The organism is Dactylosporangium sp. McL0621 (assembly GCF_049995355.1).
Lineage (GTDB): Bacteria > Actinomycetota > Actinomycetes > Mycobacteriales > Micromonosporaceae > Dactylosporangium.
Window position 1 is genome coordinate 8596636 of sequence record NZ_CP188259.1, and the last position, 23465, is coordinate 8620100.

At 74.7% G+C, this 23465-nt stretch carries 27 protein-coding genes and 2 pseudogenes; 13 read left to right on the forward strand and 16 right to left on the reverse strand.

Annotated elements, in window-relative coordinates:
- Nucleotides 1-6: 6 nt before the first annotated feature.
- Together ACPPVO_RS40665 and ACPPVO_RS40670 are read left to right on the forward strand one after the other, a co-directional pair.
- A complete protein-coding gene (locus ACPPVO_RS40665) occupies nt 7-516 on the forward strand; it encodes an AAA family ATPase (RefSeq protein ID WP_426503907.1) in 510 nt (169 codons plus the stop codon).
- A 165-nt stretch (nt 517-681) separates the two neighbouring features.
- The gene (locus ACPPVO_RS40670) at nt 682-1254 is read left to right on the forward strand and encodes a GNAT family N-acetyltransferase (RefSeq protein WP_426503908.1); all 573 of its coding nucleotides are present in this window, start codon (nt 682-684) and stop codon (nt 1252-1254) included.
- A 45-nt stretch (nt 1255-1299) separates the two neighbouring features.
- Here ACPPVO_RS40670 and ACPPVO_RS40675 read toward each other — a convergent pair whose 3' ends face one another.
- Nucleotides 1300-1752: an Lrp/AsnC family transcriptional regulator gene (locus tag ACPPVO_RS40675; protein ID WP_360372300.1), complete on the reverse strand. Its 453-nt coding sequence runs from the start codon at nt 1750-1752 to the stop codon at nt 1300-1302.
- 82 nt (nt 1753-1834) lie between these two features.
- Between ACPPVO_RS40675 and ACPPVO_RS40680 the strand changes: the two genes are divergently transcribed.
- Nucleotides 1835-2428, forward strand: a complete 594-nt coding sequence (locus tag ACPPVO_RS40680; RefSeq protein WP_426503909.1) for a LysE family translocator — start codon at nt 1835-1837, stop codon at nt 2426-2428.
- Here the strand turns inward: ACPPVO_RS40680 and ACPPVO_RS40685 are convergent.
- The 6 genes from ACPPVO_RS40685 to ACPPVO_RS40710 form a co-directional block, all read right to left on the reverse strand.
- Nucleotides 2418-4091, reverse strand: coding sequence for an AMP-binding protein (locus ACPPVO_RS40685; protein ID WP_426503910.1), 1674 nt, complete (start codon nt 4089-4091; stop codon nt 2418-2420). The two genes, ACPPVO_RS40680 and ACPPVO_RS40685, sit on opposite strands and share 11 nt — an antisense overlap.
- Before the next feature lie 10 nt (nt 4092-4101).
- The gene (locus ACPPVO_RS40690; protein WP_426503911.1) at nt 4102-4572 is read right to left on the reverse strand and encodes a VOC family protein; all 471 of its coding nucleotides are present in this window, start codon (nt 4570-4572) and stop codon (nt 4102-4104) included.
- Nucleotides 4573-4615: 43 nt separating this feature from the next.
- Nucleotides 4616-5242: a hypothetical protein gene (locus ACPPVO_RS40695; RefSeq protein ID WP_426503912.1), complete on the reverse strand. Its 627-nt coding sequence runs from the start codon at nt 5240-5242 to the stop codon at nt 4616-4618.
- Nucleotides 5243-5483: 241 nt separating this feature from the next.
- A complete protein-coding gene (locus ACPPVO_RS40700; protein WP_426503913.1) occupies nt 5484-5786 on the reverse strand; it encodes a hypothetical protein in 303 nt (100 codons plus the stop codon).
- 1 nt (nt 5787) lies between these two features.
- Nucleotides 5788-6069 carry a hypothetical protein gene (locus ACPPVO_RS40705; protein WP_426503914.1) on the reverse strand — a complete coding sequence of 94 codons (282 nt, stop codon included), beginning with the start codon at nt 6067-6069 and terminating at the stop codon, nt 5788-5790.
- A gap of 134 nt (nt 6070-6203) precedes the next feature.
- Nucleotides 6204-6923, reverse strand: coding sequence for a dienelactone hydrolase family protein (locus ACPPVO_RS40710; protein ID WP_426503915.1), 720 nt, complete (start codon nt 6921-6923; stop codon nt 6204-6206).
- Nucleotides 6924-6997: 74 nt separating this feature from the next.
- Between ACPPVO_RS40710 and ACPPVO_RS40715 the strand changes: the two genes are divergently transcribed.
- Nucleotides 6998-7558 (forward strand): helix-turn-helix domain-containing protein, encoded by a 561-nt coding sequence (locus ACPPVO_RS40715; RefSeq protein WP_426503917.1) that lies wholly within the window; start codon nt 6998-7000, stop codon nt 7556-7558.
- 8 nt (nt 7559-7566) lie between these two features.
- Nucleotides 7567-8088 carry a GNAT family N-acetyltransferase gene (locus ACPPVO_RS40720; protein WP_426503918.1) on the forward strand — a complete coding sequence of 174 codons (522 nt, stop codon included), beginning with the start codon at nt 7567-7569 and terminating at the stop codon, nt 8086-8088.
- On the opposite strand, the gene ACPPVO_RS40725 is transcribed toward ACPPVO_RS40720, so the two are convergent.
- The 5 genes from ACPPVO_RS40725 to ACPPVO_RS40745 form a co-directional block, all read right to left on the reverse strand.
- Entirely contained in the window at nt 8078-8635 is a 558-nt protein-coding gene (locus ACPPVO_RS40725; RefSeq protein ID WP_426503919.1) for a hypothetical protein, read from the reverse strand. The two genes, ACPPVO_RS40720 and ACPPVO_RS40725, sit on opposite strands and share 11 nt — an antisense overlap.
- Nucleotides 8632-9312 carry a DUF998 domain-containing protein gene (locus ACPPVO_RS40730; protein WP_360372275.1) on the reverse strand — a complete coding sequence of 227 codons (681 nt, stop codon included), beginning with the start codon at nt 9310-9312 and terminating at the stop codon, nt 8632-8634. Before ACPPVO_RS40730 ends, ACPPVO_RS40725 begins: the two co-directional genes overlap by 4 nt.
- A gap of 53 nt (nt 9313-9365) precedes the next feature.
- Nucleotides 9366-10304: a serine hydrolase domain-containing protein gene (locus ACPPVO_RS40735; protein ID WP_426503920.1), complete on the reverse strand. Its 939-nt coding sequence runs from the start codon at nt 10302-10304 to the stop codon at nt 9366-9368.
- Between the two features lie 73 nt (nt 10305-10377).
- Nucleotides 10378-11145 (reverse strand): hypothetical protein, encoded by a 768-nt coding sequence (locus ACPPVO_RS40740; protein ID WP_426503921.1) that lies wholly within the window; start codon nt 11143-11145, stop codon nt 10378-10380.
- Between the two features lie 74 nt (nt 11146-11219).
- Nucleotides 11220-12410, reverse strand: coding sequence for an FAD-dependent monooxygenase (locus tag ACPPVO_RS40745; protein WP_426503922.1), 1191 nt, complete (start codon nt 12408-12410; stop codon nt 11220-11222).
- 214 nt (nt 12411-12624) lie between these two features.
- On the opposite strand from ACPPVO_RS40745, the pseudogene ACPPVO_RS40750 reads away from it, so the two are divergent.
- A pseudogene (locus ACPPVO_RS40750) lies at nt 12625-13743 on the forward strand (lytic polysaccharide monooxygenase auxiliary activity family 9 protein); the annotation flags it as partial.
- Nucleotides 13744-13878: 135 nt separating this feature from the next.
- Nucleotides 13879-14520 (forward strand): annotated as a pseudogene (locus tag ACPPVO_RS40755) (cellulose-binding protein); the annotation flags it as partial.
- A 302-nt stretch (nt 14521-14822) separates the two neighbouring features.
- On the opposite strand, the gene ACPPVO_RS40760 reads toward ACPPVO_RS40755, so the two are convergent.
- The 3 genes from ACPPVO_RS40760 to ACPPVO_RS40770 form a co-directional block, all read right to left on the reverse strand.
- Nucleotides 14823-15125 (reverse strand): hypothetical protein, encoded by a 303-nt coding sequence (locus ACPPVO_RS40760; RefSeq protein WP_426503923.1) that lies wholly within the window; start codon nt 15123-15125, stop codon nt 14823-14825.
- A gap of 21 nt (nt 15126-15146) precedes the next feature.
- Complete coding sequence (locus ACPPVO_RS40765; RefSeq protein ID WP_360372257.1) at nt 15147-15359, reverse strand: PspC domain-containing protein; 213 nt, start codon at nt 15357-15359, stop codon at nt 15147-15149.
- 92 nt (nt 15360-15451) lie between these two features.
- Nucleotides 15452-16093, reverse strand: coding sequence for a hypothetical protein (locus ACPPVO_RS40770; protein ID WP_426503924.1), 642 nt, complete (start codon nt 16091-16093; stop codon nt 15452-15454).
- Nucleotides 16094-16161: 68 nt separating this feature from the next.
- Between ACPPVO_RS40770 and ACPPVO_RS40775 the strand changes: the two genes are divergently transcribed.
- A complete protein-coding gene (locus tag ACPPVO_RS40775; protein WP_426503925.1) occupies nt 16162-17079 on the forward strand; it encodes an aminoglycoside phosphotransferase family protein in 918 nt (305 codons plus the stop codon).
- On the opposite strand, the gene ACPPVO_RS40780 is transcribed toward ACPPVO_RS40775, so the two are convergent.
- Nucleotides 17069-17938, reverse strand: coding sequence for an NADP-dependent oxidoreductase (locus ACPPVO_RS40780; RefSeq protein WP_426503926.1), 870 nt, complete (start codon nt 17936-17938; stop codon nt 17069-17071). The two genes, ACPPVO_RS40775 and ACPPVO_RS40780, sit on opposite strands and share 11 nt — an antisense overlap.
- Nucleotides 17939-18010: 72 nt before the next feature.
- Between ACPPVO_RS40780 and ACPPVO_RS40785 the strand changes: the two genes are divergently transcribed.
- The 5 genes from ACPPVO_RS40785 (at nt 18011) to ACPPVO_RS40805 (ending at nt 23387) form a co-directional block, all read left to right on the forward strand.
- Nucleotides 18011-18871: a cupin domain-containing protein gene (locus ACPPVO_RS40785; RefSeq protein ID WP_426503927.1), complete on the forward strand. Its 861-nt coding sequence runs from the start codon at nt 18011-18013 to the stop codon at nt 18869-18871.
- 148 nt (nt 18872-19019) lie between these two features.
- The gene (locus ACPPVO_RS40790) at nt 19020-19223 is read left to right on the forward strand and encodes a heavy-metal-associated domain-containing protein (RefSeq protein WP_360372242.1); all 204 of its coding nucleotides are present in this window, start codon (nt 19020-19022) and stop codon (nt 19221-19223) included.
- Between the two features lie 2 nt (nt 19224-19225).
- Nucleotides 19226-20047: a hypothetical protein gene (locus ACPPVO_RS40795; protein WP_426503928.1), complete on the forward strand. Its 822-nt coding sequence runs from the start codon at nt 19226-19228 to the stop codon at nt 20045-20047.
- Nucleotides 20044-22191, forward strand: coding sequence for a heavy metal translocating P-type ATPase (locus ACPPVO_RS40800; RefSeq protein WP_426503929.1), 2148 nt, complete (start codon nt 20044-20046; stop codon nt 22189-22191). Before ACPPVO_RS40795 ends, ACPPVO_RS40800 begins: the two co-directional genes overlap by 4 nt.
- Nucleotides 22192-22226: 35 nt before the next feature.
- Nucleotides 22227-23387, forward strand: a complete 1161-nt coding sequence (locus ACPPVO_RS40805; RefSeq protein ID WP_426503930.1) for a hypothetical protein — start codon at nt 22227-22229, stop codon at nt 23385-23387.
- Nucleotides 23388-23465 lie beyond the last annotated feature (78 nt).

The window sequence follows — 23465 nt, forward strand, 5'->3', positions numbered from 1 at the left end:
GCCGCCATGACCCGCCGGTACGTGCTCACCGGAGCCCCGGGAGCCGGGAAGACCACGATCGCCCTCGCGCTGCGCGAGCTCGGGTACGCCGTCGTCGACGAGGCCGCCACCGACGTCATCGGGGAGTCGCCCGAGCTGGAGACCGACCATCCCGCGTTCCTCGCGCGCATCCTGCAGGTCCAGAACGAACGGCGGCTGGCCCAGCAGAGCGCGCTGCAGATCCACGACCGCGCGCCGGCCTGCACGCTCGCGCTCGCGGTCTACCTCGGCGTGACGCCCAGCCGAGCGCTGCGGAAGGCGGCCGAGAACGACGGGACGTACGAGCGGACGGTCTTCTTCGTGAAGCTCATGGGCTTCATCGTGCCGACCAGGGCGCGGCGCATCGGCCTCGAGGACTCCATCCGCTTCGAGCGGATCCACGCGGCGGTGTACCGGGAGCTCGGCTACGAGCTCGTCGAGGTGCCGCCGGGGGTAGTAAAAAACCGAGTGGCCACGGTCATAGCCGGAATCGGCTGACCAGGGGCGGTCAGCGAGGCCACCTCCCGGGACCTCTCCACCGCCCGCTGCGCAGCGGCCGCGGTCATACGACGCCCAGCGCCAGCAGCCGATGACGCAGTTGCGTACCGGCCCGATCGGCACCGCGGTCCGGTTCCTGAGCCGGACACGGGCTATCTTTCGGGCATGCTCCGGCCCGGCGAGATCTTTCCCAGCACCGTGCTCACCACCGAACGGCTCCTGCTGCGCCCGTTCACCGCCGCCGACGCGCCCGACGTGCACGCCGCGTGGCAGGATGCGGCGTTCGTCGCCAGCGCGCCGGTCGGCTACCCGTACGCGGGCGCCGATCTGCCCACGGCGGTGGCGTGGTGCACGAGCGGGATCGAGCAGCGGCGGCTGGACGGCAAGGGCGTCGGGTTCGCGCTGGCGCCGCGGGCCGGCGGGCGGCTCGCCGGGCACGTGGCGCTGTTCGGCGCCGACTGGGACGCGCGCACCGCGGAGATCCACTACTGGACGGCGCCGTGGGCGCGGGGGCACCGCTACGCGGCCGAGGGGGCGGCGGCGGTCGCCCGGTGGGCGCTGCGGGACGTGGGCCTGGAGCGGGTCCACCTGCAGGCGGACACGACGAATGCGGCATCGCGGCGGACCGCCGAGGCCGCGGGCTTTCAGTTCGAGGGTGTACTGCGAAGCCTCGCCCCGACCCGCCAGGGCCCCCGGGCCGACATGGCCGTGTACAGCCTGATCCGGGCGGACCTCTAGCGGACGCGGGCCACACCCGCGCCGGATGCGGCTGGTCCCCGGCCATCAGGCGGGCAGCGGCCGGTCGGCCACGACGTGCTTCATGACCAGCGTGGAGTTGAGCCGCTGGATGCCGGGCAGGACCGCGAGCACATCGTCCTCCAACCGCTGGTAGGCCGCGAGGTCCGCGGTCACGATGCGCAGCAGGTAGTCGGGGTCGCCGAAGAGCCGCTGCGCCTGTACGACGTTGGGGATCCGCGCGACCGCCGCCTCGAACCCGAGCAGCGTCTCGCGGTCCTCCTGCCGCATCGTCACGAACACGAGCGCCTGGAACGTCAGCCCGACCGCATCCGCGTCGACGATGGCACGGTACCCCTTGATGACCCCCCGCCCCTCGAGGTCCCGCAGCCGCCGGTGGCACGGCGACAGGCTGAGCCCGACCCGCGCGGCGAGCTCGGTGACGGTCAGCCGCCCCTCGTCCTGCAGCAGCGCAAGCATCTTCCGGTCGATGGCGTCCACGGGGGCAGATCCTTCCACTGTTGGGTCCGGACCGGGCAGAAGTTGGAAGCACCTTCGGCGGAAAAGTCGATACGTTGCCGCCATGCCCGTCAGCGCCCTCGCCGCGTTCTGGCTGTTGTCCCTGCTGCTGATTGCCGTGCCCGGCCCCGACTGGGCGTTCGTGCTGGGCGCGCCCCGGGTCCTTCCGGCGGTGGCGGGCCTCGCGGCGGGGTACTCGGCGCTCACGATCCTGGTCGCGGCCGGCGTCGGCGCACTCGTGGCCCGCTCGTCCGCGGCGATGACGGCGCTGACCGTGGCGGGCGGCGCCTATCTGATCTGGCACGGCGCCCGCACCCTGGTCCGGCGCCCGGGGCCGCTCGAACGGGCGGGGGCGACGACGGGCCTGTTCCGCCAGGGCGTCGCCGTGAGCGCCCTGAACCCGAAGGGCCTGCTGCTGTTCGTGGCGCTGCTGCCCCAGTTCAGCCGCCCGTCCTCCGCCTGGCCGGTGTGGCTGCAGCTCGCCGCGCTCGGCCTGACGTTCGTGCTGACCTGTGTGGCCTTCTACCTGGCGCTGGGGTCGGTCTCGCGCGCGGTGGCCGCGGCCCGGCCGGGGGTCGCCGCGTGGACGACCCGCCTGGCCGGGGCGGCGATGCTCGGGCTCGGCGCCGCGCTGCTGGTGCAGCGGTTCACCGGCTGACGTCCCAGTACTCCCCCTCGGCCGGCACCGTCGGGTCGGGGTGCTTGTCGCGCTCCTGCCCGCGCAGCTCCACCCGGCGGATCTTGCCGGAGATGGTCTTGGGCAGCTCGGCGAACTCGAGGCGGCGGATGCGCTGGAACGGCGACAGGTGCGCCCGGCAGTGCTCGAAGATCGACCGGGCCGTCTCCTCGCCGGGCTCCCAGCCGGCGGCGAGCACCACGTAGGCCTTGGGCACGGCCAGGCGCACCGGGTCGGGCGAGGGCACCACCGCGGCCTCGACCACGGCGTCGTGCTCGATCAGGACGCTCTCCAGCTCGAACGGGGAGATGCGGTAGTCGGAGGCCTTGAACACGTCGTCGGCGCGGCCGACGTAGGTGATGTACCCGTCGGCGTCGCGGGAGCCGATGTCGCCGGTGTGGTAGTAGCCGCCGGCCATCGCCTCCTCGGTGCGGGCCTCGTCGCCGTGGTAGCCGGTCATGAGGCCCAGCGGGCGCGCGGCGAGATCGAGGCAGATCTCGCCCTCCTCGCCGGGCTCGCCGGTGTTGGGGTCGATGAGGGCGACGGCGTACCCGGGGACGGGACGGCCCATCGAGCCCGGCTTGACCGGCTGGCCGGGCGGGTTGGCGATCTGCACGGTCGTCTCGGTCTGGCCGAAGCCGTCGCGGATCGTCACTCCCCACGCCTGCTGTACCCGCTCGATGACCTCCGGGTTGAGCGGCTCGCCGGCCCCGACGACCAGCCGCGGCGGGGTCGGCAGCGCGGAGAGGTCGGACTGGATGAGCATCCGCCACACGGTCGGCGGCGCGCAGAAGCTGGTCACGCCGCAGCGCTGCATCTCGCGCATGAGCGCGGCGGCGTCGAAGCGCGTGTAGTTGTAGATGAACACGCAGGCCTGGGCGTTCCAGGGGGCGAAGACGTTGCTCCAGGCGTGCTTGGCCCAGCCGGGCGAGGAGATGTTGAGGTGCACGTCGCCGGGCTGCAGGCCGATCCAGTACATCGTGGACAGGTGCCCGACCGGGTACGACGCGTGGGTGTGCTCCACGAGCTTCGGGCGGGCGGTGGTGCCGGAGGTGAAGTACAGCAGCAGGGTGTCGGCGGCGTTCGTGGGCGCGTCCGGGGTGAACGTCGGGTCGTCGCCGAGGGTGTACGGCAGCCAGCCCTCGGCCTCGCCGCCGACCGCGATCCGGGTCACCTCCGGGTCGACGCCGGCGAACTTGCCGGCGGACGCGGCCCCGGCGATGACGTGCCGGGCGCCGCCGCGCAGCACCCGGTCGCGGGCGTCGGCCGGGCCGAGCAGGGGCGTGGCGGGGATGATGACCGCGCCGAGCTTCATCGCGGCGAGGATCGTGTCCCACAGCTCGACCTGGTTGCCGAGCATGAGCACGAGCCGGTCGCCGCGGGCCACGCCCTGGGCGCGCAGCCAGTTGGCGAGGCGGTTGGAGCGCTCGGACATCTGGGCCCAGGAGTACCGCTCCTCGCGCCCGTCCTCCTCGACGATCCACAGCGCGGGCGCGTCGTTGCCTGCGGCGACGGCGTCGAACCAGTCCAGCGCCCAGTTGAACTCGCCGAGCCGGGGCCAGCGGAACCGCTCCAGGGCGGCGGCGTAGTCCTCCCGCGTGGCCAGCAGGAGATCGCGGGCCTCTTTGAACAACGCGTACGACATGGCCCGCAGCCTACTTCCGGCGGCGCATCTCCACCTCCAGCGACGATGCCACGTGCTCCGCGGCCGCGGCCTCCTCCGGGGTCGGCCCGGCGGCGAGGCGCTCGGGCGAGGGCGCGGCCACGCGGGTGTGCACCCACCACAGGTTGTCCCAGGGGTCGGCGAGGCGGGCGATGCGGTCGCCGAACCACAGCGTCGTCGGCTCGGTGACGACCCGCGCCCCTCTGGCGGCGGCGCGCGCCACGGCGGCGTCGGCGTCGGGCACGTACACCCGCAGGAACGCCGGGGTCGCGGGCCAGTCCGGCGCCGAGTCGAACATCATCAGCGGCGAGCCGCCGATGCGGGCCTCGGCGTGCACGATCCGCACGCCGTCGGGGCCGGGCATCCGGACGACCTCCTCGGCGTCGAAGACGTCGCGTAGCCAGTCGAGGAAGGCCGGCACGCCGTCGAGGATGGCCCACGGGGTCAGGTTCTCGGTACTCATGGCCTCAGCGTGCGCGCCATTGCGGCCAGGTTCCGGCCGCAACTCACGACAGGTCCGGGACCCGGTCGCGGCGCAGCACCTCGACCCGCACGGCGTCGTCGTACTGCCAGGCGACGATCTCGCCGGTGGCCGGGTCGACGTCGAGCGCCAGCCGGCCCTCGCCCGCGGGCAGCGTGAAGGTGCGGCCCGCGACGGCCAGGCCGGGCAGCCCCGCGACCGTGCGCAGGACGGCGGCGCGTTCGGCGCGGTCGAGGTACCGAATCCCGATCATGTCGAGCAGGGAGGTCACCACCGCCGCCGGGTCGCCGCCGGGGCCGGCCGGGCGCAGGGGCAGGCCGCCGGGCGGGAAGTCGGTGCGGGTCGCGGCGGTGCCGGGCGGGTCGAGGCGCCGCTCGGCGAGCCGGCCGGAGCCGTCCGCGGCGCGCCACCGCTCGCTGTCGAAGCGGGTGACCCGGGTGCCGGTGCGCACCCAGCGGCGGAGCTGGATCCGGCTGTACCGTCCGATGCTCGTGTCCCCCGCGGCGGGCCCGGCGGCCGCGGCGAGCAGCAGCAGGCGCTCCCGGGCCGGCGGCGGGCCGGGCGGGTGGCCGAACACGTCCGCGGCCGCGGCCGGCAGCACGCCCGCCACCAGGCCGGCCGTCACCGTCATGAGCGCCGCAAGGGCCCGCACGCGCCACCTCCCGGCGGGTTCAACCGCCGGGAGGCGCCGTGCGTTACTGCGCAGTCTGTTTCGCGGGCTTCGAGCCGGCTTTGCCGCGGGCTTCGAGCGGGCTTCATTCGCCGACTTCGAGCAGGGCTTTATCACCGGTTTCGAGCAGGGCTTTATCACCGGCTTCGAGCAGGGCTTTATCACCGGCTTCGAGCGGGCTTTGTCGCCGGCTTCGCGCGGGGATTCATTCGCGGGCTTCGCTTTATTTCGCGGGCTTCGAACGGGCCGCCGGGCGCTTGGCCGGGGCCGGCTCGGCGCCTTCCATGAGGTGCAGGATGCGCGGCGTGAGGGCGGTCGCCAGGGCCGGGGCGAGCGCGTCGGCGAGCGCCCCGGCGACGGCCTCGGCGAGCAGCACCCGCTCCAGCAGCGGCGTGCCCCGCGGCAGCTGCGGCACCATCGACGCGGGTGTGCCCTGCCCCCGCCCGGCGTCGTTGAGGATGTCGAGAATCAGGTCGTCGATCATGCCGTCGACCGGCTGGCCGCCCCCGTTGTCGTCCTGGGCCATGTCAGCGGCGCGAGAGCAGGGCCGCGAGCAGCAGCGGGTTGTCCATCATGCCCTCGCCCTCCTCGTCGCGGCGCTGCATGAGCATCGCGAGCAGGAGCGGGTGCTCGATGCCCGAGCGCCGGCCGCGGCGGCGGGTGAGGGCGGCGAGCATCAACGGGTGGTCCATGATGCTGTCGTGCTCCTCGCGGCGGGACATGAGCGCGGCGAGCAGCAGCGGATGGTCGATGCCCATGCCCTGCTGCTCCATGCCCGAGTCCTGGCGCTCGGCGGTCGAACTGGTCACGGAAGTCTCCTCGTATCGGGGTGTCGCCCCGGGCACGGGGCGGTTACGGGCCCAACGGTCGCCGCCGGGCGCGTGACCCGGCGTCACCTGCGCGGAAGGGTTCATCTTCGGCCCCGGCCCGCGCCGGCGCCCCGTCACGTCAGGTGCTCGGCGAAGAAGGTCGTTATGCGCTCGCGCGCGTCGGCGGCCGAGGGCTCGTGCGGGCCGTACCGCAGCAACGGCTTGCCCAGGCGCACCATCAGCGGGATCGGGTCGCCCGCCCGCACGTGGTCGTTCAGGAAGCCGTGGCCCGCGTCCGGGTACTCCTTCACGTCGTGCGGCACCCCGCACACGGTCAGCGCCGCCTCCAGCCGCGTCGCCGCCCCGCGCAGGGTCAGGTCGCGCGCGCCGAAGCTGCCGATCACGGGGCAGGCGTCGCGCAGCAGGTCCGCGGCGTCCTTCGGCACGCTGCCGTAGTTGGCGCTCACCGCCGCGAAACCGTGCCCGGGCGCCAGCAGCAGCGCGAACCCGCCGCCCATGCAGAAGCCGATGACGCCGATCCGGCCGGTGCAGCGCTCGTCGGCGGCCAGGAGCGAGCGGGCCGCCTCGACGTCGGCGAAGGTCGGGCCCGAGCGGCGGCGTACGTCGGCGAAGACGGTGCGCAGGCAGGTCATCGGGCGGCCCCAGAAGAACAGGTCCGGGGCCAGCGCGAGGTACCCCTCCCCGGCCAGCCAGTCGGCCTGGTCGCGGGTGTCCTGGCCCATGCCCATGGCGTCGTGGATGACGACGACGCCCGGGTGCGGGCCGGGACCCGCCGGCACGGCCAGGTACGCGGGCATCGTGCCGTGGACGCTGTCGATGGACACCTCGCTCATGCGCCGATCGTCCCAGCCCGCGGTGACGACCACCACACCGCCGGATCTCCCGAATCTGGGATATCGTCCCGCATGTGGGAGACGATCTCGAGGTCAAGCTGGCCGGGCGCCTCGCCGAGCTGCGCGCCGAGCGGGGCTGGTCGCTCGACGACCTCGCCGGGCGCGCCGGGGTGAGCCGCTCGACCCTGTCGCGGCTGGAGCGGGGCGAGATCAGCCCGACGGCGGCGCTGCTGGGCCGGCTGTGCGCGGCGTACGGGCGGCCGATGTCGCGCCTGCTCGCCGAGGTGGAGCCGGAGCCGCCGCAGCTCGTGCGGGCCGGGGCCCAGCCGGTGTGGCGGGACCGCGTGACCGGGTACACCCGCCGCTCGGTCTCCCCGCCGCACCCGGGGCTGCGGGGCGAGGTGGTCGAGGCGGTGCTGGAGCCGGGGGCCGACATCACCTACGAGGAGCCGCCGCTCGCGGGGCTCGAGCACCACCTGTGGGTCCTCGACGGCGGGCTCGAGCTCACCGTCGGCGGCGCCGCGCACGCGGTCGGGGCCGGGGACTGCCTGCGGTACCGCCTCTGGGGCCCCTCCCGGTTCGTCAACCCCGGACCGGCGGCGGTCCGCTACGTCCTGCTCATCGTCATGCCCTGAGGAGCGCGATGCCCACGATCACCCGGCTCACCCCGCGGGCGTACCCCGGCCGCGTCGACGCCCTCGCCGAGATCCTCGCCGACGCCGTCGCGCACGGCGCCTCGGTCGGCTTCCGGGCCCCGTTCGGCCCGGGCGACGCCGCCGCGTGGTGGCGCACCCGCGAGGCGGCCGTGCGCGACGGCGCCCTGCACGTCTGGCTGGCCGAGGACAACGGCGCCGTCATCGGTACCGTCAGCCTCGCCCTCGAACCCAAGCCCAACGGCCGGCACCGGGCCGAGGTGCTCAAGCTCATGGTGCACAGCCGGGAACGGGGACGCGGCCTGGGCCGGGCGCTGCTGGCCACCGCCGAGGCGGCCGCCGCCGGCGCGGGCGCCGGCCTGCTGCTGCTCGACACCGTGACCGGCAGCCCCGCCGAGCGGCTCTACGAGACGGCGGGCTGGACGCGGTACGGCATCGTGCCCGAGTACGCCACCGACCCGGCCGGCACCCTGGAGGACTGCAGCTTCTTCTTCAAGCGGCTCAGGCCCTGACCGGGGCGCCGCGCTGCGCGCCGGCCAGCGGCAGCAGGCCGACGAAGAGCAGGGCCGCGGCGACCGGGATCAGGTCGAGGTTCACCGGGATCATCAGGAACGCGAACAGCGCCGCGATCGGGCTCCAGGCCGGCGCCCGGCCCGCGCGGACGAGCTGCACCAGCAGCGTCACCAGGCCGAGCACGAGCGCGGTTTGCCCGACGATCTGCAGCGGCAACGGCAGCGGGGCGGCGTCGGCGAAGCGCGGCGCGAGGTCGCCGACGATGACCCACAGGAACGCCACCATGCCGGCGAGGGTGGCGATCACCGCGAGGTTGGCGGCGAGGCGGTTGCGGAAGTCGCGGAACGGCAGCAGCCGGCGCACCCCGACGGCGAACGCGCCGAGCAGCGCCATCGCGGCGAAGAACATGACGTGGCCGGTGTTCCACATCCAGGCGCCCTTGTCGTGGTGGCCGTCGAGGCCGTCGATGAGCCGCAGCGCGCCGTAGCCGAACAGCAGCACCGGCGCCGCGATGGCGCCGGTGCGCACGAGCGAGGAGGAGGTCATGCCACGAGCGTCGTCGCCCTCGCCGTTGCGGACATCCGGGCAGAACCCCGACGCGACCCGGAGCTCCGCCGGAGCAGGATCCCTGAGGTGGCCGCGATCCAGCCCCAGGCGAGCAGCACGCCGGCGAACAGGGTCAGGGCGCCGTCCGCGCCGCCGGTGAACGCCCACGCGAGGAGGGCGAAGAACGCGACCGCGCAGACCCGCCCGGCCCAGGCCCACGCGCGCTGCCCGTCGGCGGCGAAGCGGCGGGCCAGCACGAAGCACAGCGCGATCATCGAGAAGAACGACAGGCTGCCGCCGATGTTGTGCACGATCGCGTGCCAGCTGAACGACGTCGGCTGGCCCAGCGGGGTGCCGACCGGGAAGCCGTCGGCCGGGTCGAGCCGGAACACGGCCGCGATCAGCATGCCGGCGCCGATGAGCACGAGCAGCCGCGGCGCCCACCGCTCGCCGGGCCCGCCGCGCAGGGCGGCGCGGGTGCCGGGGGCGGCGGCGATCGACAGTAGTCCGGTCGCCAGGAACGAGGCGATCTGGACCCAGCCGAGGTCGCCGTTGCTGAGCATGCTGACCGGGTGGCGGGTGATGTCGTAGCCGTCGCGGGTGGCGGCCTGGGCGAGGGCGACGACGGCGAACAGCGGCGCGGCGGCGGTGCCGGCCGCGAGCGAGTACCGGGTCATGGTGGTGGTTCCCTTCGAGGCGTTGGATGCTTCTGCCAACGCGTCGAAGAGGGTCAGCGGATTTCGACGGCGACGCGGGAGAAAAGTTCGTCGCACCACGCCGCGAACGGGCCCCGGTCGCCGCGCACCGGGTGGATGCGGTTGCTGAGCACCAGCACGCCGTACCCCCGCGAAGGCTCGAACCAGAGCCGGTTGCCGACGAAACCGGTCGCCCCGAACCCGTCCGGGCCGGCGCCGGGCCCGCCGATCCCGCGCGTCGGGTGCAGCCACCACCCGGCCGCGAACCGCTCCCCCGCCGCGCTCTCGGCCAGGCACGGCGGCGGCGGGCCGAGGAACGGGCGGGCCGCGGCGACGACTCGGCCGAGGGTGCCGAACGCGCCCGCGTGGCCGCCGTACCCGCCCATCGCGTACGCGTTCTCGTCGTGGACCTCGCCGCACACGAGGCGGCCCCGCCACGGGCACCGCTCGGTCGCGACCGCGGGCGCCACCGGGCCGCCCATCCGCAGGCCGCCGCCGTCGAGCGGCCGGCCCGTGAGGTCCTCGACGAGGGCGCCGAGGATGATGTACCCGAGGTCGCTGTACACCGGCCCCGGCTCGCAAGGCTCGGTGTCCAGGGCCGCGTCGACGATCGCCGGCCCGCGCAGCGTCTCGTAGTAGCGCGCGGTGGCCGGCAGCCCGGAGCGGTGCGCGAGCAGGTCGTCGATGCTCGCCCGGCCCGCGGCCCGCCCGGCGGCCCGCGGCCACAGCTCGCCGATCGCCCGGTCCCCGGGCAGGCCGAGCGCCCGCACGGCGGGCAGCGTCACCAGGACCTTCGTGAGGCTCGCGAGGTCCCACCAGCACGCGGGCGTGGCCGGGCGCCCGGTGCCCAGGTCGGCGACCCCGCGCACGGCGTGCGCGAGCACCCGCTCCCGGTCGAACACGGCCACCGCGACGGCGGGCGTGGGCGACCGCGCGGCGAGCTCGTCCAGCCACGCCCCAGGCGACGGCGCCATCTGAGGCGACGGCGGCATCTCGGGCGACGGCGGCATCTCAGGCGACGGCGGCATCTCAGGCGACGGCGGCATCTCAGGCAACCGCGGCGAGCAGGGCGCGGGCGGCGCGGATCGCGGAGCGGATCTCCTGCAGGCAGCGGTCCGGCCCCGCGGCCCCGGGCGGCTGGGGCGTGCTCGCCCGGAGCGGGTCGAAGCCGACGGTGTCGATGCCGCAGCGGTACCGCAGCCCAAGGATCCGGATCGCGTCGCAGTGCTGGAACGGCACGTACAGCGGCGAGGTGACGACGAGGATGCGCTGGTCGGCGCGCGGGCGGGCGAGGGCGGCCCAGTGCTCGTAGGTGTCGGCGGTGTTCGCGCGGCCCGCCCCCGGCGCCCGCGGCGGCGCGACGAGCACGGGGACGTCGCCGCCGAACGCGGCCCTCACCCCGGCGGCGAGCGCGTCCGCCTCGGTCGCGCAGCCCTCGACGCCGGGGACGGCGCGCTCCTCGGGGCCGAGCGGGCGGAGACTGCCCAGTGCCGCGACGGAGCCGATGCGCCGGGTGGCGGCGAGCCGGGCGGCGTGCTCGGTGCGCTGCAGGCAGGCGCGGGCGAGGCCGCCGAGGACGAGCACGTGGGCGTACTCGTCGTGGGGCGGCTCGGCGCTGTCCGTCAGCCCGAGCCCCGCCGCCGCGTCCAGGGCCGCGGCGGCCAGGTGCGGCGGCAGGTCGACCCGGATGCGGTCGCGCTCGACGCCGCCGAGGCGGCCGCGGAAGTTCCAGTGCGCGTCGGAGAACGCGTCGAGCCAGGCGAGGAGGTCTTCGCCCGGGAGCTCGCCGCCGAACGCGGACACCAGGTCCCGCATCGCCGGTGACCCCGCCCAGCGGTGCAACTGGGCGGGGATGGCGCCGGGGTCCAGGCCCGGCGGGCACTCGAGGTCTACTTCGTCTCCTGCAGGTCGGCGAAGATGTCGTACCCGTGGATCCAGGCGACGTTGTCCGGCAGCGACTGCAGGCGCGCGTTGCGCTCGTCGGCCGGCGGGCCGTCGGGCACCTGGAAGCAGGCCGCGTTGCCGCGTGAGCCCATCTGGATCTTCCGCGTGCGGGCCTTGCGCAGGTGCTCGTACCGCTGCAGCGCCTCCGCCACCGACAGCCCGTCGGCGGTCAGGTAGAACGCCAGCGCGGCGGCGTCCTCGATCGCCTGGTTGCTGCCCTGCCCGGCGTGCGGGAGCATCGGGTGCGCGGCGTCGCCGAGCAGCGTGACCCGGTCGGTGCTCCACTTGCGCAGCGGCTCGCGGTCGTAGAGCGCCCAGCGGCCGACCTCCTGGACGTTGGACAGCATCGACACGACGGTGTCGTTCCAGCCGTCGAACGCCGCGACCGCCTCGGCCGGCTCGCTCTTGGACGACCAGGACTCGAGGGTCCACTCGGGGTCCGGCACGTACGCCACGAAGTTGACCAGCTCGCCGCCGCGGACCGGGTAGATCACCAGGTGCCGGCCGGGGCCGAGCATGAAGGTCAGGCCCATCGACTCCGAGCCCGGCACCTTCTGCGCCGGGACGAGGCCGCGGAAGCAGCTCATCGCCGAGAACACGGCCTCGTCGGGGCCGGCGACGTGGTGGCGCACCGCGGAGCGCAGCCCGTCGGCGCCGACGACGATGTCGGCCTGCACCTTGGTGCCGTCGGCGAACTCGATCTCGGCGCCGTCGGGCGACTCGTGCACGGCCGCGGCGCGCCGGCCGAGCTGCGGCTCGCCCTGGTAGGCGTCGAGGAGTACCTGGTGCATGTCGGCGCGGTGGATACCCAGGAACGGGCCGCCCATGCGCTCGTCGTACCAGTCGCCCATCGGGTGCTCGTAGAAGATCTCGCCGGAGCGCCAGTGGTGGAACTGGATGCGCTGCAGGTTGCTCGCCACGTCGCGGGCGGCCCGGCCGACGCCGAGGTCGTCCAGGACGCGCATGCCGTTGCCGCCGAGCGCGATGCCGGCGCCGATCGCGCTCAGCTCGCCCGCCTGGTCGAACACCTCGACCTCGAAGCCCTTGGCCTGCAGGGCGACCGCGGCGGCGAGGCCGCCGATGCCGGATCCGACGATGGCGACGCGCAGCGGGGACGAACCCATCGAGTACTCCACGTATATGAGATATCGACAATGTGACACGGACAAATGGCCCATCGGGCGACAGGAGCCTATCCACCCGCACATGCGCCTAGCCAGCGTCCCGTGATGAATCTTTCATCGCATTTGCCAGTACCCACGCACGAAACGTGTTTCGGAATTGTCACTTCGCTGCTCACCGACCTTCAATCCGGTAAATGGACTGCCCTCGATGGGATGGAAGGTGGGCATGAACCGACGAAGAAGGCTCGCGCTGTGGTTTGCCGCGGTCCTGGCCGGAACCGGAGCGGTCGTGGTGTTCGCGACCCCGGCGTCCGCGCACGGCGCGCTGATGCAGCCGGGCAGCCGGCAGTACCTGTGCTGGAAGGACGGGCTCACCGCCACGGGCCAGATCGCGCCGAAGAACCCGGCGTGCGCCGCGGCCGTCGCGCAGATGGGCCCCAACTCGCTGTACAACTGGTTCGCGATGCTGCGCTCCGACGGGGCCGGGCGCACGTCCGGCTTCATCCCCGACGGCAAGGTGTGCAGCGCCGACGCCAAGGTGTACGACTTCTCGGGCTTCGACCTGGCCCGTAGCGACTGGCCCCTGACGCACCTCACCGCGGGCGCGACGATGGAGTTCGACTACAGCAACTGGGCGGCCCACCCGGGCACGTTCTCGCTGTACGTCACCAAGGACGGCTTCGACCCGACCAAGCCGATGGCCTGGTCGGACCTCGAGTCGACCCCGTTCCTGCAGGTCACCAACCCGCCGCAGGTCGGATCGCCCGGTACCACCGACGGGCACTACTACTGGAGCGGGAAGCTGCCGACGGCCAAGTCGGGCCGGCACATCATCTACTCGGTCTGGGCCCGCTCGGACAGCCAGGAGACGTTCTACGGCTGCTCCGACGTCACCTTCGACGGCGGCAACGGCCAGGTCACCGGCGTCGGCGACGGCACCGGCGGCGGCCCCACTGGCGGCAGCACGTCCAGCGGCCCGACCTCGCGGCCGCCGTCGAGCCCGTCGAGCCCGGCGGCGTCGTCGTCGACCCCCGGCAACGGGGGCAGCGGCGGCTGCACGGCGACGTACTCGATCACCAGCAGCTGGCAGGGCGGCTTCCAGGCCGACGTGAAGGTCACCAACCCGGGCACGGCCCCGATCTCCTCGTGGAAGGTCGGCTGGAACTACACCGGGGGCCAGACCGTCGCCCAGGGCTGGAACGCCACCGTCACCCAGTCCGGCACCGCGGTGACCGCCGCGAACGTCGCCTGGAACGGCACCGTCCCGGCCGGCGGCAGTACCAACTTCGGCATGCTCGGCAACGGCAACGCGGGTACCGCCCCCACGCTGTCCTGCGCCGCCAACGGCGGCAGCCCGACCTCACCGACCGCGTCGGCCTCGGCCTCGCGCTCGATGGGTCCGACCCCGAGCACCAGCCCGGGCGGCGGCACGCCGGCCGGCTGCAACGGGGCCGCGTTCTGCGACGGCTTCGAGAACCAGACCGGCACCGCCGTGTCCGGCGACTGGACCACGTCGTTCGCCAACTGCCAGGGCTCCGGCACCGCCACCGTCGACTCGTCCGTCGCCCACAGCGGGGGCAAGTCGGTGCGCATCAACGGCGCGGCCGGGTACTGCAACCACGTCCTGGTGAAGCCGACCAAGGACCTCAGCGGCCTCGGGTCGGTGTGGTACGGCCGGTTCTACGTGCGCCACACCACCGCCCTGCCGGCCCAGCACGTCGCGTTCGCGGCGCTGAAGGACAACGGCGACGGCGGCAAGGACCTGCGCATGGGCGGGCAGAACGGCGCCCTGCAGTGGAACCGCGAGTCGGACGACGCCACCCTGCCGGCCCAGAGCCCGGCCGGCGTGGCCACGTCCAAGCCGCTGCCGACGAACTCCTGGAACTGCGTGGAGTTCATGGTCGACGGGCGCGGCACGCTGTCGACGTGGCTCGACGGGACGGCCGTGCCCGGCCTGACCGTGGACGGCACGCCGACGGCGGACATCGACCAGCAGTGGCTGGCACGCTCGTGGAAGCCGCAGGTGACCGACCTCCGCCTGGGCTGGGAGGCCTACGGCGACGGTTCGGACACGCTGTGGTACGACGACGTGGCGGTCGGCGCTTCGCGCATCGGCTGCTAGGTCTCTTGCACAAAGGCGCCCGGCCCGCTTTTCTGTGGGCCGGGCGCACCCTTCAGCACGAAAAATCGGGCGCTCCGCGCCGCGACTTTTCGGACTTATAACCCGTCAGGCGATAAATGCGAAAAGTCCGATCACGGAGTGTCGGACTTTTCGGTCGACTGCTCGGATGCCGGACTTTTCGGAGGCGTCACGGCGCCTCGGACTTTTCCGGCTGAATACGGAGTGTTGGACTTTCGGGCCCAAACCCGAGTGACTTCGTCGAGGCGGCGAAGTGCCGGGGCTTTCGAAGAAGCCCGCGAAAATCAGCCCTCCGCGTGCCAGCGGCGGAACAGCTCCAGTTTGGCCTGGGCCCGGGCGTCCACGGCCGGCCCCAGCGCGTTCGTCTCGGTGAAGAACGTGACGGCCGCGAGCAGGTCGCCGCACTCCTCGACCAGGCGCGCCCGCAGGTCCGTGCCGTCGTAGTAGGTGTCGCGGCCCGAGGCGCCGACGAGCTTCGCCAGGATCTGTACGAGCTCGCCGGCCTCCTCCGCCAGTTTGGCCAGGCCCGGCCACGTCGACGAGCCGATCTCGTAGGGGCCGGCCGGTCCGAAGTCGCGATCATCCACCCGCGAAGGGTAGCCAGGCGATCAGGCCTCGGACGGCATCAGGAGCCACAGGATCGGGTAGATCAGGATCTGGCTGCCGGGGATGATCAGCAGGACCAGGACGAAGAGCAGGCGCGCCATCCACGGGTCCAGGCCGAAGCGCTGCCCGAGGCCCGCGCACACGCCGCCGAGGAGCCGGCCGTGCATCGGCCGGACGAGACCCTGCCGGCGCATCGAGCCGTACACGCTGTCCATTGTCGTTCTCCCATCACGATTGGTGTACCACCAGCATCGGCGTGCGTGGACCCCAGCCGCATCAGGGAACGGCCCCGGCAAGCCCCTGAGGCTCAGCTGCCCAGAACCCGGAGCGTCACCGCGGCCAGGCCGGCGAGGATCTCGACGAAGTGCCGGGCGTGCAGGCCCGCCGACTGCACGGCGACGTCGTGCGCGCGGCCGCCCGCGGTCAGGGCACCTCCGTCGTGGTAGGACTCGTACGGCGTGCCCGGCACCGGTTGGACGCCGGGCGCGGGGGGCTGCCGGCGGTACCGCTGCCGCATTGTCCGGAACGCGGTCGCGTCGACGCCGTGCGGCTGCGGGAGCACCGACGCGTAGGTGTCGCCGGTGAACCGCACCGTCCAGCCGGCCGGCGGGTGCTGCCCGGCCTGGGTCGCCCGGAGCTGCTCGATCTGCTCCTCGCTCATGCCCTGGGCGCGCATCCGGGCCTCGTGCAGGCCGGGTACGGGCTCGGGGGCGCCGGCGCCGCGTTCGCGCAGACCCTTACGGATGGCGTTGCCCAGGAAGCCGGTCGCCTCGGGGCCCAGCGGGTCCAGGGGGCCGATCGACTCGACGGGGTGGCGCAGGTACGCGCCGAGCAGGTCGACCGGCACCGCGGCCAGCCCCTGCGGGTCGCCGACGGGCACGGGGGGCAGCGCGAACAGGTCGGGCGGGCCACCGAGGTCGCCGGGCTGCTGCCGGAAGCGTCCGAACATGGGCCCCATGATGGGGGCCGAACCCGCCCGAGGGTCGTGACTGACGCACGCCTGACAGGATGGGCGGCATGTCGGAATTCCGGCGGAACGTCACCGCCGTGTGGGGCGAGGCCGGGGCCCGCTGGCTCGACGCGCTGCCCGCGACCCTCGGCGAGGTCGCCGTCGGGTGGGGGCTGACCGTCGGCGCGCCGTACGACCTCACGTTCCACTTCGTCGCCGCGGCCACCACCGCCGCGGGCGAGCCCGTCGTGCTCAAGCTCGGGGTGCCGGGCGGGGACTCGCTCGCGGAGGAGTCGCGAGCGCTGGCGGCGTTCGGGGGGCGGGGCGCGGTACGGCTGCTGCGGGCCGACCTCGGGCGCGGCGCCCTGCTGCTGGAGCGGGCCGAGCCGGGCGTGCGGGCCCGGGACGTGCCGGACGCCGAGGCGACCGCGGCCGTCGCCGGCGTGATGCGCGAGCTGCACGTGCCGCAGCACGACACAGCCGAACCCCTGCTGCCCGACGTGCTCGGCCAGGTGCGCGCGTTCGACCGGCACCTGGCCCGTTTCCCGGGCGACGACCCGCTCCCCCGCGCGTTCGTCGCCACCGCGGCCGGCCTCATGCGCGAGCTGTGCGCGTCGGCGCCGTCGCGGGTGCTGCTGCACGGCGACCTGCACCACGACAACGTGCTGTCGGCGGGGCGGGCGCCCTGGCTGGCGATCGACCCGCACGGACTGACCGGCGACCCCGGGTACGAGATCGGCTCCTGGCTCTTCAACCCCGAGCCCGCCGACCGCGATCCGGCGCTGCTCGCCCTGGTGCCAGGCCGCCTCGAGCGGCTCGCCGAGCTGCTGGGGCAGCCGCTGGACCGCCTGGTCGCGTGGGGCTTCGTCAAGGCCGTGCTCTGCGACGTGTGGACGGCCGAGAACTGGAACCCCGGCGATTCCCGGTCCCCGGCGAGCCGCGCCCTCGACGTGGCCGCGCTGCTGCGGCTCCGGCTCAACCGGTGAGGATCGTCTTGCCGCGCAGCCGGCCCGCCTCCGCGGCGCGGTGCACGTCCGGGAGCTCGGCCAGGGTACGCACCGCCGCGATGTCCAGCCGCAGCTCGCCCGCGTCCACGAGCCGCACCAGCGCGGCGAGGTCACCGGGGTCGTTGCGCACCACGAAGTGCACGGCCGGCGGCGGGAACCGGTCGGTGACCGAGACCAGCACCCCGCCGGGCCGGACGAGGCCGGGCACGCCGGCGCCGCCGGGCACCAGGTGAAGCACGACGTCGAAGGGGCCGGCGGGCAGCCCCCGCGCGTAGTCGTGCACGACGTCGGCCCCGAGCGCGCGTACCGCCGCGGCGCTGCGCGGGCTCGCCGTCGCGGTCACGTGCGCGCCCGCGCGCCGGGCCAGCTGGACCGCGAAGCCGCCGATCCCGCCGCCGGCCCCGTTGACGAACACCGTCTGCCCGGCCGCGACCCGGGCGTGCTCGACCACCGCCTGCCACGCGGTCACGCCCGCCACGGGCAGCGCGGCCGCGTGGGCGAGCGGCACGGCGGCCGGGGCCGGCACGAGCAGCGCCGGGTCGGCCACCGCGAACCCGGCGGCCGCGCCCCCGTCGACGCGCCCGAGCACCCGGTCGCCCGGGTTGAGCCCGCCGCCGGCGCTCGCGACGGTTCCCGCAAGATCCCAGCCCAGGGTGTACGGCAGGGAGAGCTCGACCACCCCGCGGAGCCATCCGTTGCGCAGCCCGACCTCGGAGGGGTTGAACGAGGTCCCCGCGACCTCGACCAGCACCTGCCCGTCGCCCGGAACGGGCACCGGCACGTCGTCCAGCCGCAGCACCGACGCGTCCCCGTACGTATGGATCCGTATCGCCTTCACGCCTGTGAACCTACGAGCGGGAGCGGGCCGCGCCCATGCGTACGCGTCCCGGACGCATACGATCGCGTCTCGATGGACGTACTCAGCGACGCGGTGACCGCGATGCGCACCGGCCGCCCGGTCGCGGCGGCGCAGTCGTGGGCGGCGCCATGGGGGCAGCGCTTCGCCGCGGTCCCGGGCGCCGTCGGCCTCCAGGTCGTGGTGCGCGGCGAGTGCTGGCTGATCCCGGACGGCGACCCGATCCGCCTGCGGGCGGGCGACGTGGTGCTGCTGACCGACGGCCGCGGCCACGCCCTGGCCGACAACCCGCGGACGCCGCTGCAGCCCTGCAAGATGCCGACAAATCGTGAAATATCCGATTTGGGGGGCGAAACTCTTGTTCTCTGCGCCGCCTACGAGCTCACCAACCTTCGCACGCACCCACTCCTGCGCACCGTCCCCGATCTGATCCACCTGCGCGGGAGCCGGGCCGTCCGCACCCTCATCGACCTGCTGGCGGCCGAGCTGGAAACCGGCGGAGACCCAGCCAGCATCGGCGTCACCGCCCTCGTCGACCTGCTGTTCCTGCACACCCTCCGCGCCTGGTTCGCCGAGCACGGCGAGCCGGACGCGCTCACCGACCCGGCGGTGCGCGCCGCCCTGGACGCCATCCACGCCGGCCCCGAGCGCCCGTGGACGGTCGCGGCCCTCGCGCAACTGGCCGGCCTGTCGCGGGCCCCGTTCGCGCGGCGCTTCGCCGAGCTCACCGGGCAGCCGCCGCTGGCGTACGTCACCTGGTGGCGCCTGACGCTGGCCGCGCGCCTCCTGCGCGAGTCCGACGCGCCGCTGCGGGCCGTGGCCCGGCGGGTCGGGTACGCCTCCGAGTTCGCCTTCGCGGCCGCGTTCAAGCGCCGCTTCGGTACCGCGCCCGGGCGGTACCGGGGCGCCGTCTGAGCGGTACCACCGAAGCAACCCCGGCACCACCGGAGGGTGCTGGCCGTACGCGTGACGTACCTCGCTTGACGCGGATACCCCCCTGGGGTTTATCGTGACGTAGCCTTGAAGGTACCCCCAGGGGGTAACATCGACGAGGGAGCGCCCGATGCAGACGACCTACACCGTGACCGGCATGACCTGCTCGCACTGCGTGCAGGCGGTGACCGAGGAGCTGCGGCACCTCGACGGCGTCTCCGCCGTGGCGATCGACCTGCCGACCGGCGCCGTGACCGTGACCAGCGCCGGCCCGCTCGACCCGGCGGCGGTACGCGACGCCGTCGACGAGGCCGGCTACGCGGTGGCGGCCTGAGCATGCCCACGCTGAGTGCGCCGGCACGGCTCGGCGCGTATGCCGCCGGGCTGGCGGGCGTCTTCGCGGTCGCCCTCGGCGCCGGCCACCTGGCCGGGCCCGTGGCGCCCCCGCCCGCCCCGGCGCACGCGGACATGGGCGAGCATCTCCCGGCCGGGCTGCAGATCAGCGCGGCGGGGTACTCGCTCGTGCCGCTGGATTTCGGCGACGAGCTCCGGTTCCGCATCGACGGGCCCGATGGCAGGCCCGTGACCGCGTACACCACCGCGCACGGCAAGGAGCTGCACCTCATCGTGGTCCGCCGCGACCTGGGCGGCTTCCAGCACCTGCACCCGGTCCGCGACGCGAGCGGGGTGTGGAGCGCACCGGTGCGGGTCACGGGCGCCGGGCCGTACCGGGCGTTCGCCGACTTCGTGCCGGCCGGCCGCGCCGAGGGCCTCACGCTCGGCGCCGACGTCGACGCGCCCGGCGACTACCGGCCGGCCCCGCTGCCGGCGCCCGCGCGGACCGCGAGCGTCGACGGGTACACGGTCACGCTCAAAGGCGACCTGCGCGCCGGGGCCGCCTCCCCGCTCGCCCTGCGCGTCGAGCGGGCCGGGGTGCCGGTGAGCGACCTGGATCCGTACCTGGGCGCGTACGGCCACCTGGTCGCGCTGCGCTCCGGCGACCTCGCCTACCTGCACGTCCACCCGGAGACGGGCCCGGCCGGCCCCGAGGTCCGGTTCACCGCGGAGGTGCCCTCGGCCGGGCGGTACCGGCTCTACCTGGACTTCCAGCACGGCGGGTCCGTGCACACCGCCGAGTTCACCGCGGAGGCGACGTGAGCGCGGTACACGACATCGAGCTGTCCATCGGCGGCATGACCTGCGCCTCCTGCGCCACCCGGATCGAGAGGAAGCTCAACCGCCTGGACGGGGTCGTCGCGTCCGTCAACTACGCGACCGAGACGGCGAGCGTGCGGTACCCGGACCCGCTGACGTCGGCCGACCTCGTGGCGACCGTGGAGAAGACCGGGTACACGGCGGCGGCGGTCGTCGAAACCCCGGACCCGACCGACGACCTGCGCACCCGCCTGCTCGTCACCGCCGTGCTCGCCGTGCCCGTGATCCTGCTGGCGATGGTGCCCGCGTGGCAGTTCACCTACTGGCAGTGGGCCTCCCTGACGCTCGCCGCGCCCGTCGTCGTCTACGGCGGCTGGCCGTTCCACCGGGCCGCGTTCGTCAACCTGCGGCACGCGGCCGCCACCATGGACACCCTGGTCTCCGTCGGTACCCTGGCCGCGTTCGGCTGGTCGCTGTGGGCACTCTTCCTCGGCTCCGCCGGCGAGCCCGGCATGACGCACCCGTTCACGTTCGCGATCGAACGCACCGACGGCAGCGGCGACATCTACCTCGAGGCCGCCGCCGGCGTGACCCTGTTCCTGCTGGCCGGGCGCTACTTCGAGGCCCGCGCCAAGCGCCGCGCCGGGTCCGCGCTGCGCATGGTGCTCGAGCTCGGGGCCAAGGACGCGGCGGTGTTGCGCGACGGTACCGAGCACCGCGTGCCCGCCGGGCAGCTGCGGGTCGGCGACCGGTTCGTGGTCCGGCCCGGCGAGAAGATCGCCACCGACGGCGTCGTCGAGGAGGGCAGCTCCGCGGTCGACGCGAGCCTGCTCACCGGCGAGTCCGTGCCGGTCGAGGTCGGCCCCGGGGACGCCGTCACCGGCGCGACCGTCAACGCCGGCGGCCGGCTCGTCGTGCGCGCCACCCGCATCGGCGCCGACACCCAGCTCGCCCGCATGGCCGAGCTGGTCCGCAAGGCGCAGAGCGGCAAGGCCGCCGTCCAGCGCCTCGCCGACCGCATCTCCGGCGTGTTCGTCCCGGTCGTGATCGCCCTCGCCGTGGCCACGCTCGGCTTCCGGCTGGGCACCGGCGGCGGTACCACGGCCGCGTTCACCGCCGCCGTCGCCGTGCTCATCATCGCCTGCCCGTGCGCCCTGGGCCTGGCCACGCCGACCGCGCTGCTCGTCGGCACCGGCCGCGGCGCCCAGCTCGGCGTGCTCATCAAGGGCCCCGAGATCCTGGAGCAGACCCGGCGGGTCGACACGATCGTGCTGGACAAGACCGGCACCGTCACCACCGGCCGGCTGACGCTGCTGGCCGTCGAGCCCCGCCCGGGCGAGGACGCGGCCGAGGTGCTGCGGCTGGCCGGCGCCGTGGAGCACGCGTCGGAGCACCCGGTCGCGCGGGCGGTGGCCCGGGCCGCGGCCGATGCGTCGGTACTGCCGGAGGTCACCGGGTTCCGCAACGCGCCCGGCCTCGGGGTGCAGGGGACCGTCGAGGGCCGCACAGTCCTCGTGGGCCGCGCCGGGCTGCTGCGTTCCCACGGCCTCGACGCCGACGCCGACGGCATCCTCGTCGCGTGGGACGGCGCCGTGCGGGGCTCGCTGCGGGTCGCCGACGCCGTGAAGCCGACGAGCGCGGAGGCGGTACGCCGGCTGCGGTCCCTCGGCCTCACCCCCGTCCTGCTCACCGGCGACTCGCCCGAGGTGGCCCGGTCCGTCGCCGCCGAGGTCGGCATCGACGAGATCATCGCCGGGGTGCTGCCGGAGGGCAAGGTCGCCGCGGTACGCGACCTGCAGTCCCGCGGGCGCGTCGTGGCCATGGCCGGCGACGGGGTCAACGACGCCGCCGCCCTCGCCCAGGCCGATCTCGGGCTCGCGATGGGCACGGGCGCCGACGCGGCGATCGAGGCGGCGGACCTGACCCTGGTACGCCCGGACCTGCTCGCCGCCGTCGACGCCATCCGCCTCGCGCGGGCGACCCTGGCGACCATTCGCGGCAACCTCTTCTGGGCGTTCGCGTACAACGTCGTGGGCCTGCCGGTGGCCGCGCTCGGCCTGCTCAACCCCATGCTGGCGGGCGCGGCGATGGCCCTGTCGTCGGTCTTCGTGGTGGCCAACTCGCTGCGCCTGCGGGCCTTCCGGTAGCCGATTTTGTCGTACCCCGTCGCTAAGGTGCGGGCATGAGCTTCCTTGACGTGACCGTCGCGGCCCGGGCCCTCGCCGACGCCGCCGCCTTGGCCGTGCGGCTGCTCACGGCCCGCTCGCCGCAGCCGGTCCACGCCGCCGTCCTGCTCGACGGCGGGGAGGCCGGGCTGACGCTGACGGCCACGGACGGCTCGCTGACCGTGCGCCTCGACGTGGCCGCGACCGTGCACACGCCGGGCCGCGCGCTGGTCTCCCGGCGCGGCCTGGCCGACACGGTGGGCGGGCTGCCGTCGCCCGAGGCCCGGCTGGCGGTGGAGGGCGCCCGGCTGGCGGTGACGGTGCCCGGCGCCCGTTTCGCGCTGCCGATCCTCGCCGAAGCCGGGTCCCCGGCGGGCGCCGCGTCACCGCCGTCCGGGCCCACCTCGCGGGTCGCCGATGCCTGGTTCCCGGCCGCGTCGCTGCCGCCGGAGTCGGTTCGCGTCGACGGGCCGTCGCTGCGGGCCGCGGCGGCCGCCGTCGCCGGGGCCGCCTCGCGCGAGCACGCCCTGCCCATCTTCACCGGCGTGCGGATCCGCGCCACCGGCGAGGCCCTGACCCTGCTCGCCACCGACCGCTACCGCCTCGCCGCCGCCACGGTCCCGGCCGCCTGCGCCCCGTTCGAGGCGCTGGTGCCGGCCGCCCTCCTCGCCCGCATCGCCCCGGTCCTCGGCCGGGCCGAGTCCGTGGGCCTGCACGCGAGCGGCGACCGGTTCGCCCTGTCCTGGCCCGGGGGCTCGGTCGTCACCCCGACCCTGGGCGACGCGTACCCCGACGCCCAGTTCGACCGCCTCCTCGACGTGGCCCCCGAGTGCGTGGTGGAGCTCGAGGCCGGCACGCTGGCCGCCGCCGTCGAGCGCGCCGCCGCCTACGCCGGGGAGCACGGCCGCCTGACGCTGCAGACCGTCGAGGGCGCGGTCCTGGTCCGGGCGGCCGACCCGCTGCGCGGCGAGTCGGAGGAGACCGTCAAGGCCGCCGTCCGGGCCGGCCGGGCCACGCGCGCCTACCAGGCCCGGCTGCTCGCCGACGCCCTGCACGCCTTCCCGGGCGAGACGGTGACCCTGCACATCCAGCCGGCCCTGCGCGCCACCGAGCTGACCACACCAGCGTCGGGCCTGCGCTACCTGATCGTGCCGATGCGCCCGGCCGAACCGGCCTGAGCCGCCCCGGTCCGGAATTACACCGACCAACGCCGTTGTGTCAGCCGCTGGTGGAGCCCGACCACGAACGCCGGCAGG

Excerpts from the sequence above, each read along its gene's own strand:
- ACPPVO_RS40725 (WP_426503919.1), bottom strand. The coding sequence starts at position 8,635 with ATGACCTCCTCCTCGCTCGTGCGCACCGGCGCCATCGCGGCGCCGGTG.
- ACPPVO_RS40795 (WP_426503928.1), top strand. The coding sequence starts at position 19,226 with ATGCCCACGCTGAGTGCGCCGGCACGGCTCGGCGCGTATGCCGCCGGG.
- ACPPVO_RS40710 (WP_426503915.1), bottom strand. The coding sequence starts at position 6,923 with ATGAGCGAGGTGTCCATCGACAGCGTCCACGGCACGATGCCCGCGTAC.
- ACPPVO_RS40690 (WP_426503911.1), bottom strand. The coding sequence starts at position 4,572 with ATGAGTACCGAGAACCTGACCCCGTGGGCCATCCTCGACGGCGTGCCG.
- ACPPVO_RS40685 (WP_426503910.1), bottom strand. The coding sequence starts at position 4,091 with ATGTCGTACGCGTTGTTCAAAGAGGCCCGCGATCTCCTGCTGGCCACG.
- ACPPVO_RS40770 (WP_426503924.1), bottom strand. The coding sequence starts at position 16,093 with ATGTTCGGACGCTTCCGGCAGCAGCCCGGCGACCTCGGTGGCCCGCCC.
- ACPPVO_RS40790 (WP_360372242.1), top strand. The coding sequence starts at position 19,020 with ATGCAGACGACCTACACCGTGACCGGCATGACCTGCTCGCACTGCGTG.
- ACPPVO_RS40700 (WP_426503913.1), bottom strand. The coding sequence starts at position 5,786 with ATGGCCCAGGACGACAACGGGGGCGGCCAGCCGGTCGACGGCATGATC.
- ACPPVO_RS40785 (WP_426503927.1), top strand. The coding sequence starts at position 18,011 with ATGGACGTACTCAGCGACGCGGTGACCGCGATGCGCACCGGCCGCCCG.
- ACPPVO_RS40735 (WP_426503920.1), bottom strand. The coding sequence starts at position 10,304 with ATGGCGCCGTCGCCTGGGGCGTGGCTGGACGAGCTCGCCGCGCGGTCG.
- ACPPVO_RS40730 (WP_360372275.1), bottom strand. The coding sequence starts at position 9,312 with ATGACCCGGTACTCGCTCGCGGCCGGCACCGCCGCCGCGCCGCTGTTC.
- ACPPVO_RS40665 (WP_426503907.1), top strand. The coding sequence starts at position 7 with ATGACCCGCCGGTACGTGCTCACCGGAGCCCCGGGAGCCGGGAAGACC.
- ACPPVO_RS40775 (WP_426503925.1), top strand. The coding sequence starts at position 16,162 with ATGTCGGAATTCCGGCGGAACGTCACCGCCGTGTGGGGCGAGGCCGGG.
- ACPPVO_RS40670 (WP_426503908.1), top strand. The coding sequence starts at position 682 with ATGCTCCGGCCCGGCGAGATCTTTCCCAGCACCGTGCTCACCACCGAA.
- ACPPVO_RS40765 (WP_360372257.1), bottom strand. The coding sequence starts at position 15,359 with ATGGACAGCGTGTACGGCTCGATGCGCCGGCAGGGTCTCGTCCGGCCG.
- ACPPVO_RS40680 (WP_426503909.1), top strand. The coding sequence starts at position 1,835 with ATGCCCGTCAGCGCCCTCGCCGCGTTCTGGCTGTTGTCCCTGCTGCTG.
- ACPPVO_RS40805 (WP_426503930.1), top strand. The coding sequence starts at position 22,227 with ATGAGCTTCCTTGACGTGACCGTCGCGGCCCGGGCCCTCGCCGACGCC.
- ACPPVO_RS40720 (WP_426503918.1), top strand. The coding sequence starts at position 7,567 with ATGCCCACGATCACCCGGCTCACCCCGCGGGCGTACCCCGGCCGCGTC.
- ACPPVO_RS40740 (WP_426503921.1), bottom strand. The coding sequence starts at position 11,145 with ATGCGGGACCTGGTGTCCGCGTTCGGCGGCGAGCTCCCGGGCGAAGAC.